Here is an 18461-nt window from a genome sequence, read left to right as displayed (position 1 = left end):
TGATTCAATAATTCAACGATATTTGAAATATGAAAGAAGATGACGTCGTCCACGCCCTGGCCGCACTGGCGCAGCCCGTTCGCCTGCGGGTGTTCCGTGCGCTGGTGGAGGCAGGCCCGGCCGGCCTCACGCCCGGCGCGCTGACCGAAGCGCTCGAGGTGCCGGCAACGGGGCTGTCGTTCCACCTCAAGGAACTCATGCATTCGGGGCTCGTCTCCCAGGAGCGGCAGGGCCGCAACCTCATCTACCGTGCGGCGTTCGACCGGATGAACGGCCTGCTTGCCTACCTCACGCAGAACTGCTGCCAGGGCGAACCCTGCACCACCGGGTGCCCGCCGGCATGCTGAGCGCCGTCGCAATTTTCATCTTCACGCTCGTGCTGGTGATCTGGCAGCCGCGCGGGCTGGGCATCGGCTGGAGCGCTTCGCTCGGGGCGGCGGTCGCGCTGTTGCTCGGCGTGGTCCAGCTGTCCGACATCCCCGTCGTCTGGGGCATCGTATGGAACGCGACCGGCACTTTCATTGCCGTGATCGTCATCAGCCTGCTGCTCGACGAAGCGGGCTTCTTCGAATGGGCCGCGCTGCACGTGGCGCGCTGGGGCGGCGGACGCGGGCGGCTGCTGTTCGCGTTCATCGTGCTGCTGGGCGCTGCCGTGTCCGCGCTGTTCGCCAACGACGGCGCGGCACTGATCCTCACGCCCATCGTGATGGCGATGCTCGTCGCGCTGGGTTTCTCGCCGGCGGCCACGCTCGCCTTCGTGATGGCGGCGGGCTTCATCGCCGATACGGCCAGCCTGCCGCTGATCGTGTCGAACCTGGTGAACATCGTCTCGGCGGACTTCTTCAAGATCGGCTTCGGCGAATACGCCTCGGTCATGATTCCCGTGAACATCGCGGCGGTGCTCGCGAGCCTGCTGGTGCTGCTGCTTCGCTTTGGACGCGGCGTCCCGACAAGCTACGACGTCGGCCAACTCCAGCCGCCGGCCGCTGCGATCCGCGACCCCGCGACCTTCCGCGCGGGCTGGGTCGTGCTGTTGCTGCTGCTCGTAGGCTTCTTCGGACTGGAGCCCCTGGGTGTGCCGGTCAGCGCGGTGGCGGCCTTTGGCGCGGTCGTGCTGCTGGCGGTCGCGGGACGCGGCCCGGTGATCAGCATCAGGAAGGTGCTGCATGGCGCGCCCTGGCAGATCGTGGTCTTCTCGCTGGGCATGTACCTCGTGGTCTACGGGCTGCGCAACGCGGGGCTGACGGGCCACATCGCCGCACTGCTGAATGTCTTTGCGCAAGGCGGCGTCTGGGGCGCGGCGATGGGCACGGGCTTTCTCGCGGCGGGGCTCTCGTCGGTCATGAACAACATGCCGACGGTGCTGGTGGGCGCGCTGTCCATCGACGCATCGAACGCGAGCGGCGCGGTGAAGGAAGCGATGGTCTACGCCAACGTGATCGGCTGCGACCTCGGCCCCAAGATCACGCCCATCGGCAGCCTTGCCACCCTGCTCTGGCTGCACGTGCTCGCCAGGAAGGGCACGGCCATCGGCTGGGGGTATTACTTCAAGATCGGCATCGTGCTGACGCTGCCTGTGCTGTTCGTGACCCTTGCGGCATTGGCACTTCGATTGAGCATTCCACTTCCATGAACGACATCACGATCTATCACAACCCCGCCTGCGGCACGTCCCGCAACGTGCTCGCGCTGATCCGCAACACGGGCGACGAGCCCAGGGTCATCGAATACCTCCAGCACCCGCCCGACCGCGCCACGCTGAAGCAGCTCATCGCCGCGATGGGCATTCCGGTGCGCGAGGTGCTGCGCCGCAAGGGCACGCCGTACGACGAACTCGGCCTCGACGACCCGAAGTGGACCGACGAACAGCTGATCGACTTCATGCTGCAGCACCCGATCCTCATCAACCGGCCGATAGTGACGACGCCGCTCGGCACGCGGCTGTGCCGGCCTTCGGAAGCTGTGCTCGACATCCTGCCGCATCCGCAGCAAGGCGCTTTCCTGAAGGAAGACGGCGAGGTGGTCATCGACGCGAAGGGCCAGCGCGCCGCCAAGCCCTGAGCTGCCCAGGCTCGACGCGGGGCACTTCGCAGACCGCGCCCACACCCCAATCCATGCCCGCTTGCCAAGCGGGAATAAAACGCGCCCATCTCTGTCCCAGGCCCGACACCGGCAAAATGTTCCGCGAATGAAACCGGTGCGCTGGCATTCCGGCGCACGCACATGAAAGAACAGGCCATGAGCAACAAAAGCGATTTCGGATTGATCGGCCTGGCCGTGATGGGCCAGAACCTCGTGCTGAACGTGGAAAGCCGCGGCTTCCAGGTCAGCGTGCACAACCGCACCGAGGCGACCACCGAAGCCTTCATCGCGGCCAACCCCGGCAAGAAGCTGGTCGGCGCGAAGACGCTCGAGGAGTTCGTTCAGAGCCTGGCCAGGCCCCGCAAGATCCAGATCATGGTGAAGGCCGGCGCGCCGGTCGACCAGGTGATCGAACAGCTCATCCCGCTGCTCGACAAGGACGACATCGTCATCGACGGCGGCAACAGCCTCTACACCGACACCGAGCGCCGCGACGCCTACCTTGCAGCCAAGGGCCTGCGTTTCATCGGCGCGGGCGTGTCGGGCGGCGAGGAAGGCGCGCGCAAGGGCCCGTCGATCATGCCGGGCGGCCCGCTTTCCACCTGGGAGGTGATGAAGCCTATCTTCGAGAGCATCGCGGCCAAGGTGGACGGCGAGCCCTGCGTGATCCACATCGGCCCCGGCGGAGCCGGCCACTACGTGAAGATGGTGCACAACGGCATCGAGTACGGCGACATGCAGCTGATCTGCGAGGCCTACAGCCTGTTCAAGGCGGCCGGTTTCAGCACGGACGAGATGGCAGCGATCTTCAACGAATGGAACAACGGCGAGCTGCAGAGCTATCTGATCCAGATCACCGCCAAGGCGCTCGAACAGAAGGACCCGGAAACGGGCAAGCCCATCGTCGACCTCATCCTCGACAAGGCGGGCCAGAAGGGCACGGGCCAATGGACGCTGATCAACGCGGCCGAGAACGCGGTGGTCATCAGCACCATCAACGCCGCGGTCGAGGCGCGTGTGCTGTCGTCGCAGAAGAAGGCGCGCGTGGCGGCGAGCAAGGTGCTGCAGGGCCCGAAGATCGAACTCTCGCTCGAGAAGAAGGCGCTGGTGGCCAAGGTGCACGACGCGCTGTATGCCTCCAAGGTGATCAGCTACACACAGGGCTTCGACCTCATCAAGACGATGGGCGACAAGAAGCAATGGAGGCTCGACCTCGGCGGCATCGCCTCCATCTGGCGCGGCGGCTGCATCATCCGCGCGCGTTTCCTGAACCGCATCACCGACGCCTTCCGCACCGACCCGGCGCTGGGCAACCTGATGCTCGATCCGTTCTTCAAGGACCTGCTGAACCGCACGCAGCAGAACTGGCGCGAGGTGGTGGCGCTGGCGGTGAGCAACGGCATTCCGGTGCCGGCGTTCAGCGCCTCGCTGGCCTACTACGACAGCTACCGCACAGAGCGCCTGCCGGCGAACCTGCTGCAGGCGCAGCGCGACTTCTTCGGCGCGCACACGTATGAGCGCACCGACAAGCCCGAAGGACAGTTCTTCCATACGGACTGGCCTGAAGTCATTGGGTGACTTGGCTCTCCCTCGAAGTGATCACCGCGCAGCCATCGCCAATACGGTGGCGCGGCGGGACCGGACCTCCCTCAGAAGTTCCTTCATCCTTCCTTCAGCATGAAGTTCGCAGGCCCAGCCGGCGGCGGATGCCGTTGATGAGACCTGGCCCGAAGTCGCGCCGCACTGCCCCGTCGCTGCGCGGCGCGTGGGAGAGCACAGCCGGCCCCACATGCAGTTCAAGCACACCGGCCGTTTGCAGCGAATGCAGGAATAAAACGCACTGGGAGAACGGAAGCTGGCTGATGTCGGCCAGTTCGCCCGCGTTCAATGCACGCCGTGCCAGCAGGCTCGCCATGCGGATGTTGTCGAGGTCGTTGCGCAACAGCAGGGCTGGCGGCCAGCGGCGGAGCATGAAGCGCACCGAATCGGAAACCTCGATCTCCATGGCGGCTGCGTCGTCCAGCGTCGACCGCGCGGGCGTCGCCTCGCGCAGCGCGTGCTCGGTGGTCTTGAGCCATTGCTGCAGCCTGTCGGCACGTATCGGCCGCTCCAGCGTGTCGGGCTTTCCGCCCGAATGCATGCGCGTGAGCCTGAGCACGGCAGCGGCCATGCCGGCCACCTGCGGGCAGCCCTCTTCCACGGCGGCACCATCGACCAGCAGCGCGTCGTACGGCGGCGCATTGACCAGCTGCCACGGGAACGCGGCGTCGCTCGCATACAGCCGCACGATCGTCTGGATCACGACGACTTCGGCAAGCGGCAGCTTGTAGACGCCGAGCCTCAGCAATGGGCGTGTCCTGCTTGCGGCGCTCATGTCAGTTCACCGCCGGCACTTCGCGCCAATTCGATCAATTTGCATCCGCTATCTCCTTGCCAAATAAAGTTCGACCCATCTTGAAAACGATGAAAATGGATGAATTGGCCCGTGCTGAAAGATGCGTTCAATTCGAAGCAGTCCGCAAGGACATTCCGCATGAAACGAATCAGCGCATGCGACAATTTTTTACTACTTTATGACTCGTTACTGGCGCCGCAAGTGGGGTTCAGCCACTCAGTTTTGAGGCAATGGGCACGACACATTGCATGTCATGCACCAAGAAAAATTTCAATTCCCCAGTATGGGTCGCGCCAATTGAGGCCACCCACCCTCGTTCACGCAGGCTCCGCGCTGGACAGCGGCCTCCATTCCTGCAGGCAGAGTTTTTCCACCGCCATGTCGACGAATGCCGAAACCGCCAGGGGGCGCTGTTGGCGGCTGGGATACACCACGCTCATCCCGCGTCCCGCTCGCATGTACAGCGGCAGCACGGGCACCAGCTGGCCCGTGGCCACTTCCGATGCCGTCAGGACCGCCGGCAACGCGACGATGCCGAGCCCGGCGCAGGCGGCCCTGCGCAGCGCCACCTGCACGTTGCTGGTGAAGCGCCCTCTCACTCGCACTTCTTCCTCTGTGCCGTCGGGCCCCTGCAGGCGCCAGGTGGCGTGGCTGCCGGTTTCCGGTGGCTGCGTCAGGCATTCATGCTCGCTCAGCTCTTGCAGCGTGGCGGGTACACCGTGCGCCGCCAGGTAGGCGGGGCTGGCCAGGAGGCCAGCGTGGCTCGCGAAAATCCTTCGGGAAACGTAGCTCGAATCGGCCAGCGGGCCGATGCGAAATGCCACGTCGATGCGATCGGCAATGAGATCCGCCGGGACATCGCTGAGAACGAAGTCGAGTTGGACCAACGGATGCGCATCGAGAAACGCCGTCACCCATTCCATCTCGAAGTATTCGAAGAAGCTGGCCGATGCAGCCACCCGTACCGGGCCGCACGGCTCCTGGCTGCCGGAGACGTGCGATTGCCCTGCTTCGATCAGCTCCTCGACCGCGGGGCCGCATCGTTCACGAAAGGTTTCTCCCGCGCTGGTCAGCGTCAGTTTGCGGGTCGAGCGCTGCATCAGCCGGGTGCCCAGGCGCGCCTCGAGCTGCTGGATGCGGCGGCTCACCGTTGCCGAGGGCATGCGCAGCTGCCGCGCCGCCTCGGCAAAACTGCCGAAGCGCGCGACTTGGACGAACATTGCGACTTCATTCAGGTCGAGCACGAGATTCTTTCTGTCAATAGGTGATTTCAAATTCGCTTGCGCGCTTCGATTTATCAATTCCGTTTTTGCTATCGATCAATCACCGCTTTGCAATCGATCAAAATCCATCAGGTGCGGATACAATTCCAAAAATCCTGAGCACCAGCTGACCAATTATCATCGACGGGCGCCTTTACAAATAAGTTTCGAAATAGACCTTCGCTGCGGAGCTATTCCGCGCGGCTGCCATTTATATGGAAATAGCAGATAGTTGATCTAATCCACTATCTCCGCCAAGACGTTTTTTCCGCAATTGGCCCTTTGCTGATTCATATATGAATCTTTGCTTATTCCAGCCCGCACAGTTAGAACAAGCTGCCCTGCCCCACTGCGCTCGGCGGCCGGAACGCGGTGATGTCCAGCGGAATGCGCTCGCGGTTGAAGCCGAGGCGGTTCGCAGCCTTCTCGAAACGCTGATGGATCAGGTCGGCCCACAGGCCTGAGCCTTTCATGCGTGTGGCGAAGTCGGCGTCGTAGTCCTTGCCGCCGCGCATCTCGTGGATGCGCGCCATGATGCGGTCGGCGCGCTGCGGATAGTGCAGCGCAAGCCATTCCTTGAAGAGCGGCGCGACCTCCCAAGGCAGCCGCACCACCGTGTAGAAGGCGCTGCGCGCACCGGCTTCCCACGCGGCCTCGAGCACCAGTTCCATGTCTTCGGTCACGAAGGGAATCTGCGGCGCTACGCTCACACCCACCGGCACGCCGGCCGCGGCCAGCGTGCGGATGGCTCGCAGCCGTCGATGCGGCGCTGCGGCGCGCGGCTCCAGCTTGCGGGCGAGGTCGCCGTCGAGCGTGGTCACGGTGACGTACACGGCCGCAAGGCGGTCGGCCGCCATGGGCGCGATCAGGTCGAGGTCACGCTCGATGGCGCTCGACTTGGTGACCAGCGCGAACGGATGCCTCGTTTCCTTCAGCAGTTCGATGATCGAGCGCGTGAGCCGCAATTCGCGCTCGATGGGCTGGTAGCAGTCCGTGGCGGTTCCGATGGCGATGTAGCTGGGCCGATAGCTCCTGCGCCCAAGTTCGGCGCGCAGCACCTCGACGATGTTGCGCTTGGCGATGAGCTTGGTCTCGAAGTCGAGGCCCGGAGAGAGATTCAGGTAGCTGTGCGTGGGCCGGGCAAAGCAATAAATGCAGCCATGCTCGCAGCCGCGGTACGGATTGATCGAACGGTCGAAGGGGACGTCGGGCGAGTCGTTCTCGTTGAGCACCGACTTCACGTCCTCGAAGCGGATCTCGGTGGCGATGGGCTGCAGCTCGTTAGCCTCGGCCACGCCTTCCTCGAGCGTGCCCCAGCCGTCGTCGAAGGCGCTGCGCTCGTCCTTCGAGAAACGGTGCGCGAGTTGCGTGGCCGCACCGCGGCCCTTGATGGCGTGAACGGGGATCCGTGCAGTTGGCATGGCAGCTCCTTGGGCTTAAGTACTGTGTATTAATACAGTATTTCACCGATTCACATTCGTCGCCAATTTTTCTATTTCTCTATTGACAGAAATTTCGTAAATCCTAAACTCGACGCCATGGAACTCACCGACATTCAACGCAAGTTCGTGCTGCACTGGGGTGAAATGGGCTCGATGTGGGGCGTCAACCGCACCGTCTCGCAGATCCACGCGCTGCTCTTCGCGCACGGCAAGCCGATGAACGCGGAGGAACTGAGCGAAACGCTCGGCGTGGCCCGCTCCAACATCAGCAACAGCCTCAAGGAACTGCAGGCCTGGAACCTCGTGCGCGTGACCCACACGCTGGGCGACCGCCGCGATTATTTCGAGACCAGCGTCGACGTGTGGGAGCTGTTCCGCACCGTCGTGCGCGAGCGCAAGGAACGCGAATTCGACCCGACCGTGCGCGTGCTGCGCGAGCTGGTTTCCAGCCCCGACTTCCAGAAGGAGCCCGCCGATGCGCAGGACCGCATCCGCTCCACCATGGAACTCATGGACAAGCTCGCCACCTGGGCCGACGAAATGCTGCGGCTGTCGCCCGGCACGCTCGACAAGGTGATGACGCTGGGCGCCAGCGTGCAGAAGTTCGTTCGCGGCGAATCGGCGTCGCCCGGCAAGGGCGATGACGCCGACGCGCACCACGCCAGCCTGCCGATGATCTGAGGTCTCTTTTTTTGCCCATTTATTTCTGTTTTAACAGAAATATCGATAACAAAGAACGCCATGAGCCGCCCCGCCCTTCCCGCCTACCCGCTCACGATCTACTTCGATGCCAGCTGCGCGATCTGCTCTGCCGAAATGGGCAGCCTCAAGGCGCGCGACGCGGAAGCCCGGCTGCAACTGGTCGACTGCTCGCCAGTGGCGTTCAGCAGCGGTCCGGCCCCGCGCAGCGCGCTGATGGCGGCCATCCACGTATCGGACGCCGAAGGCCGGGTCTTCGTCGGCGTGCCGGCGATCCGCATCTGCCGCACGGCGGTCGGCCTGTCCAGCGGCAGCTTCCTGCTCGACCTGCCTCTGGTCGCACCGCTGGCCGACCGCGCCTATGCGCTGCTGGCGCGCAACCGCTACCGCATTCCGCGCTGGCTGGCCGCAAGGCTGGCGGGGCGCGTCGCGTCCTCCTGCGACGACGGCAACTGCCGCCTCTGAGAACCAACGAACAACCATCTGAGGGAATCGCCATGTCCACTGTTTTCCGGCCCGACTTCCGCACGCCCCACGACACGCCCCTGCGTATCCCGGCGAGCCACGCAAGCGCGCCCATCACGGCCGAGGACACGCAGGACTACTTCACCGAAGTCGCAGTCGACTACAGCGCGTGGAGTCCCAGCTACAACATGCACTTCGGCTTCTGGCGCGCGGGCCTGAACCCGCTTCGGCGCGAAGGCATGCTGGTGGAAATGAATCGCGTGGTCGGCCGCGCGCTGCAGCTCGGCCAGGCACGGCCCGGCAGCGCGGCGCAACGCCGCTGCGTGATCGACCTGGGCTGCGGCGCCGGCGCCACCGCGCGCACGCTGGTTGGCGACCACGAGTCGCTCTACGCCATCACCGTGACCAACGTCGCCGTGCAGAACCGCATCGCCGCGAAGCTCGACGCCGCCGCGGGCGTGACCGACCGCATGGCGCACATCGAGGCCGACTACACCCGCACCGGCCTGCCCGCAGCACAGGCCGATGGCGCGTGGGCCGTGGAGAGCGCCTGCTATGCCGGCGGCACCAGCAAGGCGGACTTCATCCGCGAAGCCGCGCGGCTGCTGAGGCCAGGCGCGCGCCTTGCGGTGGTCGACGGTTTCCTGCTTCGCCGCAGCCCCGGTCGCCTCGCGGGCTGGCTGCACCGCCTGTGGGCCGACAGCTGGGCCGTGCCCACACTGGCCGTGCGCGAAGACTTCATCGCTGCACTGCATGAGCACGGCTTCGACGACGTGGAAGTGAAGTCGCTGCGCTGGCGCGTCGCGCCCAGCGCGCTGCACATCCCGGTACTGGCCACCCGCTTCACGCTGGCCGAACTCTGGAAGGCGCGCGGCAGGCTCAGCCCATGGCGGCGCAAGCACATCGTGGCCAGCTACTGCGCATTGGCGCTGGGCATGTTCTGGCGCGACTTCGACTACTGCATGGTCACCGCCAGGCGCTGCGCCGACTGAGCGCAACACGAATACAAACAGACAGAGGAGAAGAGGCTTTTCATGCAAAACGATCCCGAGGAAAGCAGGTTCGGCGGGCTGGCCCCCGTCGAGCCACAGCCCGCGAAGAGCGAGGAAGCACAGCCCAAGCCGGTTCACGGCATGCCCTTCGGCTGGTTCTGGCCCATGGCCATCGGCGCCGCGGTCGCGCTCGTGCTGCGCCTCTTTTTCAGCAGCGCCCCCGGCAAGCCCTACTCGGCCATGCTGGCTTCCTTCGTCTACTTCGTGCCCGCGGTGTGCGGCGCGGTCACGGTGTACATGGCCGAGCGCATCGAGCGCCGCAGCTGGGGCTACTACATCTGGGCGCCGTGGGTGGCGACCTCGCTCTTCGTCGGCGGAACGCTGCTGGTGTTCATCGAAGGCCTGATCTGCGCCATCGTCATCGTGCCGCTGTTCGCCACCATGGGCAGCGTGGGTGGGCTCGCGATGGGCATCGTGTGCCGCATTACCAACTGGCCGAAGCAGGCGGTCTACAGCTTCGCGATGCTGCCGCTGGTGCTCGGCGCCATCGAGCCCCAACTGTCCAACCCCGACCGCTTCTCCAACACCTCGCGCGCGCTCTTCATCGCAGCGCCGGCCGAGCGGGTGTGGCACGAGCTCAATGCCGCGAGCGACATCCGCCCCGCCGAGGTCGGCGACGCATGGGCCTACCGCATCGGCGTGCCGATGCCGGTGTCGGGCGTGACGGTCGACACGCCCGAGGGCCGCGTGCGCCAGGTGCAGTGGCAGAAGAACGTGCATTTCGAAGAGGTCATCACCGGATGGGAGCCCAACCGCCTGCTGAAGTGGCGCTTCCGCTTCTCGCCCGATTCCTTCCCGGCCGGCGCGCTCGACGACCACGTGATGATCGGCGGCCAATACTTCGACCTGCGCGACGCCACCTACACGCTGACACCGCGCGACGGCGGCACCGAGCTGCGCGTGGCGGTGTCGTGGCGGCTGAGCACCAGCTTCAACTGGTATGCCGACCGTGTCATGCATCTGCTGCTGGACGACGCCTCGGAGAACATCCTGCGCTTCTACAAGGCGCGCAGCGAAGCCACGGCAATGCCGCCCACCGCCGGATGACGACGGTGCAGCCCGTCTTCCAGCAAGCGCTGGGCCCCGCCTGGGACTGACATGGGCTATGTCTGGCGCATCGCGGGGTTGCGCATTCCGCTGCCGCTCTGCCTCTTTCTCGGCACCGCCTACGTCGAAGAACGGCCGACCCGGCCGATGCCGACCGCTTCACGATCAAGATGCTGCTGCGCCACCGCTGGCTCGGCGACGTGTTCCGATACAGCGGGCGCTTTCACCTCGGCCCGCGAACGGGATCACAATGAGCGCACCATGCCGCGCCGTCCAGAAAACCTCTACGCCCAGTATCACGCCCACGTCTATTTCGGGCCCGACACGCTCGCACAGGCCAAGGCCCTTTGCGAGCGCGCGGGCCGCGAGCTGATGGTGGTGGTCGGCCGCGTGCACGAGCGGCTGGTGGGGCCGCATCCGCACTGGAGCTGCCAGATCGCCTTCGACGCCGCCGAGTTCGACCAGGTCATCGGCTGGCTCGAAGCCAACCGCGACGGGCTCGACGTGTTCGTGCACGGCGTGACCGGCGACGACCTTGCCGACCACACGGCGCATGCCATGTGGCTCGGCGAAGAAAGCGCACTCGACCTGCGGATGTTCCGGCACTGACTAGGCCTTCTCTTCCGAGCCGGCACCGTGCACCTTGAAGAAGGTCGCGCCCTCGACCTTCTGGCCGATGGCCTGTTCGTAGGCTGCGCGCACGTCGTCGGGCTGGCCGGCCTGCCCGAAGAAGTCCTTCAGGTACGGGCCCAGCAGCGGATGCGCGGCCAGTTCGGCACGCGGCAGGCCGCTCAGCATCTCGTCGCGGCAGGCCGAGGGCAGGAACACATCGCGGTTCTTCTCCGCGTCGCGGATCAGCCCTTTGGGCTCGTGCGCCGGATCGGCCTGCATCGCCTCGATCTCCTCGAAGAAGCGGCGGCGCATCATCACGATGCCCTTGTCGCTCTGGCCCAGCTTCTCGCGCGTGCGGTCGGTGACGGTGCCCTGCCCCACCCACACCACGAAGTCCTGGTTGGCGACGTGGCTGGTGATCCAGCGGCCGGTGGCCGGGTCCTTGATGGGCCCGTACCACGAGGGGATGCGCTCCTGCACATAGGGCTCCTGCTCGGTCGGCACGCGGCTCAGCACCCACAGCACGCTGAGCGTATGGTGGTCGTCGATGGGCACACGCCATTCGAAGTGATGGCCCAGGAAGAAGCCGTTGGGCCACAGCGTGACGCGGCCGGTGGTCCACATCACGTTGTCTTCGCGCTCGCCGCCGCGCAGGCGCTTGTAGACGAAACCGTGCTCGAACTCCTCGAAGGCCAGCTTCAGATGCGTGGGCACGTACGGCCCTTCCTCGCCCTGCAGGCGCGTGGTCCAGTTGTTGTGGGTCCACTCGAAGTGCACGGGGTCGATGGAGTTTTCCTGGCACTGGAACCAGTTGCACGGAATCTCCGCGAACACCGCCTGCGCGAAGCCGTTCTTGTAGTTGAACAGCTCCCAGTCAGGCAGCAGCGGCGCGGGCAGCGGGCCCATGTAGGCCCAGAGCAGGCCGGCCTTCTCCTGCACCGGGTAGGCCTTGATCTTTGTGTTCCTGCGCATGCGCGCACCGGGGTCCAGCGTTTCCTCGAAGGGCTGGTGAATGCACTGGCCGCCCTGGTCGTATTGCCAGCCGTGGTAGCTGCAGCGCAGGCCGCATTTCTCGACGTAGCCGTAGGACATGTCGGCATTGCGGTGCGGGCAGCGGCGGTCGACCAGTCCGTAGTTGCCGCTCAGGTCCTTGTAGAGCACGAGGTCTTCGCCGAGGATGCGCAGCGGCTTCACGGCCTTGCCGTCGAACTCGCTGGCGCCGGCGATCGGGTGCCAGTAGCGGCGCAGGTAGTCGCCCATCGGCTTGCCGGGGCCCACTTCGGTCAGCAGGCGGTTTTTTTCTTCGCTCAACATGCTTGTCGTCTCCCCGTCCTTCAATCGGCGCGGATGCCGAACTCGCGCACCAGCTTTCCGAAGCGCTGGTCGTCATCCAGGATCTGGCGCGCCAGCACGGCGGGCGCGCCACCGACGGGCTCGATGCCGAGCGCGGCCATCTTGGCCTGCACGTCGGGCATCTTCAGGATTTCGTTGAAGTGCTGGTTGAGCGCCTGCACGACATCGGCGGGCATGGCCTTCGGGCCGAGCAGGCCCATCCATGCGCTCACGTCCACGTCCCGGTAGCCCAGTTCGATGAAGGTGGGCACGTTGGGCATCAGCTTCGTGCGCTGGCGCTCGGCGACCGCGAGCGGGATCAGCTTGCCGGCGGCGATGTGGCCCGACACGGCACCGGGCGTGATCCAGCCCACGCTGACGTGGCCGCCGAGCGTGTCGTTGACCACGGGGGCTACGCCGCGGTATGGCGCATGCGTCGCGGCAATGCCCGCGTCCTTGTTGAGCAGCTCGCCCGCGATGTGCATCGGCGAGCCCGCGCCCGGCGTGCCGTAGGTGAAGGCCTTGCCGGCCTTCGCGCCGGCCACGAGCTGCGCCACGCTCTGGATGCCGGTCGCAGGCGCGGTGACCAGCAGCAACGGGATGTTGCCGGTCTTCACGATGGGCGTGAAGTCCTTCACCACGTCATGCGCCACGCCGGGACCGGTCTTCAGCACATGCTGCGCGATCGGAAAGGTACTGGGCGTGAACAGCAGCGTGTAGCCGTCGGCCTGCGCCTTGGCGACCCACACGTTGCCGATCATGCCGCTCGCGCCGGGCCGGTTGTCGACAAGCACCGGCTGGCCGACGCGCTGCGACAGCTTCTCGGCATAGGTCCGCGCGATGGCGTCGGTGTCGCCGCCCGCCGGATAGGCCACGACGATGGTGATGGGCTTCGTGGGCCATGCCTGCGCCATGGCCGCGGTGGCGGCACATAGCGAAAGAACGGCTGCAGCAGCGGCATGGGCCGCGTTTCGGTGGTGAAACAACATGCTCTTTTCCTTCTCGGTGGGACGACGTTGGGGTCGAACGCACTGTAGGAACGAGGCCGCGCGGCCAGAAGATATAGTTTCACTCAGTGAACCTTTTTTCTGGAGGCCGGCATGTCCGACACCATGGGCGCGCAGAGTGTGAAGTCGATCGACGCGCTGCGCCGCGGGCTCGACGTGATGCTGGCCATCCAGCGCTCCTCGGCCGTCACGCTGCAGGAGCTGCACCGGCAGACCGGCGTGTCGAAAGCCACGCTGCTGCGCATCCTCAAGACGCTGCAGCAGGCGGGCTGGGTCGAGCGCAGCGAGCACGACAAGCGCTACGTGCCCGCGTCGGCGACCGGCCAGTCGGGGCCCGTGGCGGCATGGCGCACGCGGCTTTCGGCGCTTGCTGCGCCTGCACGCGCCACGCTGCAGCGGCTGGTGCCATGGCCCATCGACCTGGGCGTGCGCGACGGCACGGCCATGCTCATCCTCGACACCGACCGGCCGCGCAACGGCCTGGCGGTCAACTACCGCGCGCTGGGCTTCCGGCCGCCGATGCTGCTGTCGTCGCTGGGCCGCTGCTACCTGTCGTTCTGCCCCGAGGACGAGCGGCGCGAGATCCTCGCCGCGCTGGCGCGCTCGCCGAACGACTTCGACCGCGCCGCACGGCGCCCCGAGAACGTCCGCCGCATGGTGGCGCACGCGCGCGACCTGGGCTATGTGGCGCGCGACCCGACCTCGACCAGCATGGATTCGCCCGACCGCTTCGGCGCGGTGTCGGTGCCGCTGCGCCACGAAGACAGGGTGGTTGGCTGTCTCAGCTGCGCGTGGCTGCCGGCGGTGAAAAGCGAGCGCGAGATCGTGTCCGCGCACCTCGCCGACATGCAGCAGGCCGCGCAGAACATCGAGCGCAAGCTGGCGCAGGGCGGCTTCGAGCCGCCGCCCGCCAATGAATGAAGTGCGAGGCAGGGCCGCAGTTCAGAACTCCGCATCCAGCTCGTCGATCTCGTCGGGTTCCTGCTTCGCCGCAGCCACCCATTCCTTCATGGCCGGCAGTTCCATCACCCGCTTGCAGTAGGCCGCGCACACGCTGTCCAGCGCCACGTCGTAGCTCAGGAAACGCGTGACCACCGGCGCATACATCGCGTCGGCCATGCCCGGCTGGCTGCCGAAGAGGAACGGGCCGCCGTAGGCCTTGAGGCACTCGCGCCAAATGGCAACGATGCGGTCAATGTCGGCCTGCGCGCGCGACCACACCTTGAAGTTCTTGAAATGGGCCTTGATGTTCATCGGCAGCGCGCCGCGCATCGAGGCGAAGCCCGAATGCATCTCGCCGCAGATGGCGCGGCAGTGGGCGCGGGCCGCCACGTCGGCGGGCAACAGGCCGGCCTTGGGCTTGATCTCGTTGAGGTACTCGCCGATGGCCAGCGTGTCCCACACCTTCACGCCGCCGTGCTGCAGCGAGGGGACCAGCATCGAGGACGACAGCAGCAGCATCTCGGCTTTCATGGCCGGGTCGTCGGGCGGGATGACCTTCTCGCTGAACTCCAGCCCGGCCAGCCTGCACATCAGCCAGCCGCGCAGCGCCCACGCGCCGTAGTTCTTGCTGCTGATGGTGAGAACGGGTTTGGCCATCTCGAAGCTCTCCTTGGGCGTGGCGCCCTTTCGTCCAGTCTGCGTGCAAGCCGCATGCCAAGCGGCTGGCCCGCAACTTGCCTGCGCGAAGTCCATGCTGTACCGGGCCTACCAGAACCAAGCCGACCTGCTCTCCCCGGCGCGGCTCGCGGCGCAATACATGGCCAGGGCGCTGTGGAAGGACGGCACCGAACGCACCATATTGCGGCGCATGGCGGCCCAATTCGAGGTGTTCTCGCGCATGCGGCTGACCCACACCCGGCCCGACTACGGCATCCACAGCGTGGTTTCCGACGGCGCCGAGGTGGCCGTGCACGAGGAGAAAACCCTCGTCTCGCCCTTCGGCACCCTGCTGCACTTCCGCAAGAACACCGATGCGGTGCATCCGCCAGTGCTGCTGGCCGCGCCACTGTCGGGCCATTTCGCCACGCTGCTGCGCGAAACGGTGCGCACCCTGCTGCGCGACCACGACGTGTACCTGACCGACTGGCACAACGCGCGCGACGTGCCGCTGTGGCATGGCGGCTTCGGGCTGGACGACTACACGCTGCAGCTCATCGGCTTCCTGGAGGCCGTGGGCCCGGGCGTGCACATGGTGGCGGTGTGCCAGCCCTGCGTGGCCGCGCTGGCCGCCACCGCGCTGATGGCCGAGGACGACAACCCCGCCACGCCGCGCAGCCTGACGCTGATGGCCGGCCCGGTCGATTGCCGCATCAACCCGACCGCCGTGAACAAGCTCGCCACCGACCGGCCCATCGACTGGTTCAGGCGCAACCTCATCAGCCATGTGCCGTGGCCGCACGCCGGCATGATGCGGCGCGTGTACCCGGGCTTCCTGCAGCTGTCGGCCTTCATGAGCATGAACCCCGAGCGGCACAAGAAGCAGTTCCAGGACATGTACAGCCACCTGGTCGAAGGCGACGTCGAGAAGGCCCGCACCATCGGCGCCTTCTACGACGAATACCTGGCGGTGAACGACCTGCCCGCCGAGTTCTACCTGGAGACAGTGGAGCGCGTGTTCCAGACCTACGACCTGCCGCTGGGCAGGCTCACCGTCGGCGAGCGCACCGTGAACCCGGCTGCCATCCGCCGCACCGCGCTGCTCACGGTGGAAGGCGAGCGTGACGACATCTGCTCCGTGGGGCAGACGGTGGCGGCGCAAGACCTCTGCACGGGCATCCGGCCCTACCTCAAGGCACACCACCTGCAGGCCGGCGTCGGGCACTACGGCGTGTTCAGCGGCAGCAAGTGGAACGCGCAGATCTATCCGCGCGTGCGCGAGACGATCCACGCCGCGGCCGAGCTGGGCTGAATTGACTACGGTTGGCGCCGCGCCCGCGCGCCCTTGCCGCTCACGCGCCGCACCGTCGCCTCGCCGGCCTGCGGCAGGCGCTCGCGCAGGAAGGCAATGAGTTCCTGCGCCACCACGTTGCGCATCGGCCCCGGCAGGTAGGCCAGCACCACGCGGCGCTCGATGCGCGGCTTCAGCAGCGGCACCACGGCCAGTTCGGGGTCGCGCAGCGACGAGGTGTACAGACGCGGCATCAGCCCCAGCGCCTGTCCGCTGCGCACCAGCGCATAGAGCGTCTCGGAATAGCTCACCCGGTACGGCTGCGCACCCTGCGCGAACTGCGCGCGCGCCGGGTTGCCCAGCGCCGGCATGCTGCCGCTCTCGAACAGCACCAGCCGCTCGCTGCCGATGGCCTCCCAGTTCGCGCCGCCGGCCGCGACCAGTGCGTGGTCGCGCCGCACCACCAGCACCAGCGGGTCACGGAACAGGTCGATGCAGGTCAAGCCGCCCGGCGGCTCGGTGATCGCGGCCACCGCCATGTCGATCTGGCCGCTGCGCAGTTCGGCCAGCAGCGCGTTCGACGGCGCGTCGCGCCAGGCCAGTTCCACCTCGCGCTCGCCGCCACTCTTGAGGAATTCGCTGGCCGCCGCCGCCACGCGCGCGCTGGCCGAGGGAATCACGCCGATGCGCACGAAGGCGCGGCCGCGCTGCACTGTGCTCTCGATGTCGCGCAGCGCCACCTCGAAGGTGTTGACGAGAAAGTCGGTGCGCGCCAGCACTTCGGCGCCCACGGGCGTGAGTTCGAGCCGGTGGGTGGAACGCGACAGCAGTTCGGCGCCGAGCAGCTTTTCCATCTGCTTGATGGCATTGCTCAAAGCCGGCTGCGTGATGGCCAGCCTGCGGGCCGCGCGGCCGAACTGACCTTCTTCCACCAGCACCGAGAAGAACTGCAGCTGGCGCAGCGTGAGCGCACGCAGGGGCAAGGCGGCCATGGGCACTTCCGGTTATTGATTCAGCGAATCAAATTATAGAAATTCAAAATTTTCCTTATGAGACCTCCATTACTAGACTGGCCCGCATGACCAGCCCCACCCCTGCCCTGCTCACGCTGGAATCGATGCTCCGCGCCATCCCCAAGGCCGAGCTGCATTGCCACCTGTTCGGCACGGTGCGCCACGAAACCTTCAAGCAGCTCAACCAGCGCGCGGGCTCGCCGCTGGCGGCCGACGAGATCGAGGGCTTCTACACGCGCGGCGAAAAACCGGTCGGCGTGCTGCGCGTGCTGCGCGCGCTCGACGCCCAGCTGGTGCGCAGCGCCGGCGACCTCTACCAGCTCACGCTCGAATACCTGCAGGACGCGGCCGCCCACAACGTGCGCTACGCCGAGTTCTTCTGGAACCCGACCGGCACGGTGCACGGCTCGGGCATTGCCTATCCGCACGCACAAGGCGCCATCGTTCGCGCCATCCACGATGCGCAGCAGGAGTTCGGCATCGTCGGCCGCCTCATCGCAGCCATCGACCGCGAAGCCAGCCCCGAGGCCGCCGTGGAGATGGTCGAATGGGTCAAGGCGCACCGCTGCGAGGAGGTGATCGGCATCGGCATCGACTACCGCGAGGTCGACCGCCCGCCGGAGCTCTTCACGCAGGCCTATGCCAATGCGAAGAAGGCCGGCCTCAAAACCACCGCGCACGCGGGCGAGTTCGGCATGCCCTGGACCAACGTGCGCACCGCGCTCGACGTGCTGCAGGTCGACCGTATCGACCACGGCTACACGGTGGTCGACCAGCCCGATTTCGCGCGCCGGTGCGCCGAGCGCGGCGTGATCTTCACCGTGGTGCCCACCAACTCGTACTACCTGCGCACGCTGGCGCCCGAGCGCTGGGCGCTGGACCATCCGATCCGCCGCATGCCCGGCCTGGGCCTGCGCATCCACCCCAACACCGACGACCCGACGCTGCACAAGGTCACGCCCACGCAGGCCTGGCTGATGATGGTGCGCGACTTCGGCTTCGGCCTGGACGATCTGCGCTGCTTCATGCACAACGGCCTCGACGGCGCGTGGATCGACGGCACGCAGCGCCGCGCATGGCGCACGCAGTGGAGCGATGAATTCGATTCGCTGCGCGCCCGCCTCGACACAGAACCCACTCCCTCCTCCCACGGATGACCCACG

General features: G+C 66.4%; 19 protein-coding genes. 12 read left to right on the top strand and 7 right to left on the bottom strand.

Annotated features, from left to right (window positions below; translation table 11 throughout):
• The first annotated feature begins 29 nt into the window (after window positions 1-29).
• The 4 genes from ACCC97_RS08655 (at window position 30) to gnd (ending at window position 3660) form a co-directional block, all read left to right on the top strand.
• Complete coding sequence (locus ACCC97_RS08655) at window positions 30-347, top strand: ArsR/SmtB family transcription factor (protein ID WP_007835104.1); 318 nt, start codon at window positions 30-32, stop codon at window positions 345-347.
• Window positions 341-1633, top strand: coding sequence for an arsenic transporter (locus ACCC97_RS08650; RefSeq protein ID WP_413314467.1), 1293 nt, complete (start codon window positions 341-343; stop codon window positions 1631-1633). The genes ACCC97_RS08655 and ACCC97_RS08650 overlap by 7 nt, the downstream gene beginning before the upstream one ends.
• Window positions 1630-2061, top strand: a complete 432-nt coding sequence (gene arsC / locus ACCC97_RS08645; RefSeq protein WP_007835100.1) for an arsenate reductase (glutaredoxin) — start codon at window positions 1630-1632, stop codon at window positions 2059-2061. The genes ACCC97_RS08650 and arsC overlap by 4 nt, the downstream gene beginning before the upstream one ends.
• Before the next feature lie 177 nt (window positions 2062-2238).
• Window positions 2239-3660, top strand: coding sequence for a decarboxylating NADP(+)-dependent phosphogluconate dehydrogenase (gene gnd, locus ACCC97_RS08640; protein WP_413332343.1), 1422 nt, complete (start codon window positions 2239-2241; stop codon window positions 3658-3660).
• Window positions 3661-3754: 94 nt separating this feature from the next.
• Here gnd and ACCC97_RS08635 read toward each other — a convergent pair whose 3' ends face one another.
• From ACCC97_RS08635 to ACCC97_RS08625, 3 genes are all read right to left on the bottom strand, one after another.
• On the bottom strand, window positions 3755-4429 hold the full coding sequence (locus ACCC97_RS08635) for a hypothetical protein (RefSeq protein ID WP_413332341.1): 675 nt from the start codon (window positions 4427-4429) through the stop codon (window positions 3755-3757).
• Between the two features lie 365 nt (window positions 4430-4794).
• Entirely contained in the window at window positions 4795-5721 is a 927-nt protein-coding gene (locus ACCC97_RS08630; protein ID WP_413332339.1) for a LysR family transcriptional regulator, read from the bottom strand.
• Window positions 5722-6065: 344 nt separating this feature from the next.
• On the bottom strand, window positions 6066-7160 hold the full coding sequence (locus ACCC97_RS08625) for a PA0069 family radical SAM protein (RefSeq protein WP_413332337.1): 1095 nt from the start codon (window positions 7158-7160) through the stop codon (window positions 6066-6068).
• Between the two features lie 117 nt (window positions 7161-7277).
• Here ACCC97_RS08625 and ACCC97_RS08620 point away from each other — a divergent pair, with 117 nt between their 5' ends.
• The 5 genes from ACCC97_RS08620 to ACCC97_RS08600 all read left to right on the top strand — a co-directional run bounded on the left by ACCC97_RS08620 (window position 7278) and on the right by ACCC97_RS08600 (window position 11053).
• Window positions 7278-7862: a GbsR/MarR family transcriptional regulator gene (locus ACCC97_RS08620; RefSeq protein ID WP_413332335.1), complete on the top strand. Its 585-nt coding sequence runs from the start codon at window positions 7278-7280 to the stop codon at window positions 7860-7862.
• 60 nt (window positions 7863-7922) lie between these two features.
• Window positions 7923-8345 (top strand): thiol-disulfide oxidoreductase DCC family protein, encoded by a 423-nt coding sequence (locus tag ACCC97_RS08615; protein ID WP_413332332.1) that lies wholly within the window; start codon window positions 7923-7925, stop codon window positions 8343-8345.
• Between the two features lie 32 nt (window positions 8346-8377).
• Window positions 8378-9337 (top strand): SAM-dependent methyltransferase, encoded by a 960-nt coding sequence (locus ACCC97_RS08610; protein ID WP_413332329.1) that lies wholly within the window; start codon window positions 8378-8380, stop codon window positions 9335-9337.
• A 42-nt stretch (window positions 9338-9379) separates the two neighbouring features.
• The gene (locus ACCC97_RS08605; protein ID WP_413332327.1) at window positions 9380-10444 is read left to right on the top strand and encodes an SRPBCC domain-containing protein; all 1065 of its coding nucleotides are present in this window, start codon (window positions 9380-9382) and stop codon (window positions 10442-10444) included.
• A gap of 261 nt (window positions 10445-10705) precedes the next feature.
• Window positions 10706-11053 carry a DOPA 4,5-dioxygenase family protein gene (locus ACCC97_RS08600; protein ID WP_007835080.1) on the top strand — a complete coding sequence of 116 codons (348 nt, stop codon included), beginning with the start codon at window positions 10706-10708 and terminating at the stop codon, window positions 11051-11053.
• On the opposite strand, the gene ACCC97_RS08595 is transcribed toward ACCC97_RS08600, so the two are convergent.
• Window positions 11054-12370 carry an aromatic ring-hydroxylating dioxygenase subunit alpha gene (locus ACCC97_RS08595; RefSeq protein ID WP_007835079.1) on the bottom strand — a complete coding sequence of 439 codons (1317 nt, stop codon included), beginning with the start codon at window positions 12368-12370 and terminating at the stop codon, window positions 11054-11056.
• 20 nt (window positions 12371-12390) lie between these two features.
• Window positions 12391-13377 carry a tripartite tricarboxylate transporter substrate binding protein gene (locus tag ACCC97_RS08590; protein WP_007835077.1) on the bottom strand — a complete coding sequence of 329 codons (987 nt, stop codon included), beginning with the start codon at window positions 13375-13377 and terminating at the stop codon, window positions 12391-12393.
• Between the two features lie 111 nt (window positions 13378-13488).
• Between ACCC97_RS08590 and ACCC97_RS08585 the strand changes: the two genes are divergently transcribed.
• Window positions 13489-14316, top strand: coding sequence for a helix-turn-helix domain-containing protein (locus tag ACCC97_RS08585; RefSeq protein ID WP_413332324.1), 828 nt, complete (start codon window positions 13489-13491; stop codon window positions 14314-14316).
• A 21-nt stretch (window positions 14317-14337) separates the two neighbouring features.
• On the opposite strand, the gene ACCC97_RS08580 is transcribed toward ACCC97_RS08585, so the two are convergent.
• On the bottom strand, window positions 14338-14994 hold the full coding sequence (locus ACCC97_RS08580; RefSeq protein WP_007835071.1) for a glutathione S-transferase: 657 nt from the start codon (window positions 14992-14994) through the stop codon (window positions 14338-14340).
• Between the two features lie 94 nt (window positions 14995-15088).
• Between ACCC97_RS08580 and ACCC97_RS08575 the strand changes: the two genes are divergently transcribed.
• The gene (locus ACCC97_RS08575) at window positions 15089-16306 is read left to right on the top strand and encodes a polyhydroxyalkanoate depolymerase (protein WP_413332322.1); all 1218 of its coding nucleotides are present in this window, start codon (window positions 15089-15091) and stop codon (window positions 16304-16306) included.
• A gap of 5 nt (window positions 16307-16311) precedes the next feature.
• Here the strand turns inward: ACCC97_RS08575 and ACCC97_RS08570 are convergent, their stop codons facing one another.
• Complete coding sequence (locus tag ACCC97_RS08570) at window positions 16312-17277, bottom strand: LysR family transcriptional regulator (protein ID WP_413332320.1); 966 nt, start codon at window positions 17275-17277, stop codon at window positions 16312-16314.
• A gap of 86 nt (window positions 17278-17363) precedes the next feature.
• On the opposite strand from ACCC97_RS08570, the gene ACCC97_RS08565 reads away from it, so the two are divergent.
• Window positions 17364-18455 (top strand): adenosine deaminase family protein, encoded by a 1092-nt coding sequence (locus tag ACCC97_RS08565; RefSeq protein ID WP_413314486.1) that lies wholly within the window; start codon window positions 17364-17366, stop codon window positions 18453-18455.
• The last annotated feature ends 6 nt before the right edge of the window (window positions 18456-18461 follow it).

Source organism: Variovorax sp. Varisp85, from assembly GCF_047304045.1.
In the GTDB taxonomy this organism is placed as follows: domain Bacteria; phylum Pseudomonadota; class Gammaproteobacteria; order Burkholderiales; family Burkholderiaceae_C; genus Variovorax.
Note: the sequence above shows the minus strand (reverse complement) of the source record. Positions and strands in the feature narration are given on the sequence as shown.